Here is a 222-nt window from a genome sequence, read left to right on the forward strand (position 1 = left end):
ATAAGAAACAGACAGAAACTATCAAAGAACCAAAAGAAAAAAAGGTGCGTACTGTTAAGGTAGGCACACATAAGAAAACCGTGATTGCGTTGTGGGTGGTGCTTATCGCAAGCGTGAGCTTTGGAGTGTATAAGAATTTTACTGCTATCGACCAGCACACGACCCACGAAAAAGAAATCATTGAACTTCGCTTGCAGGACACCAACGGGATAGAAAATTTCG

General features: G+C 41.9%; 1 pseudogene. It reads left to right on the plus strand.

Annotation, left to right across the window (positions count from 1 at the left end):
• A pseudogene (locus LJE11_RS19685) lies at nt 1-222 on the plus strand (conjugal transfer protein); the annotation flags it as partial.

Origin of the sequence: Blautia sp. DFI.1.216, assembly GCF_020594215.1 — a bacterium.
GTDB classification, from domain to species: domain Bacteria; phylum Bacillota; class Clostridia; order Lachnospirales; family Lachnospiraceae; genus Blautia_A; species Blautia_A wexlerae.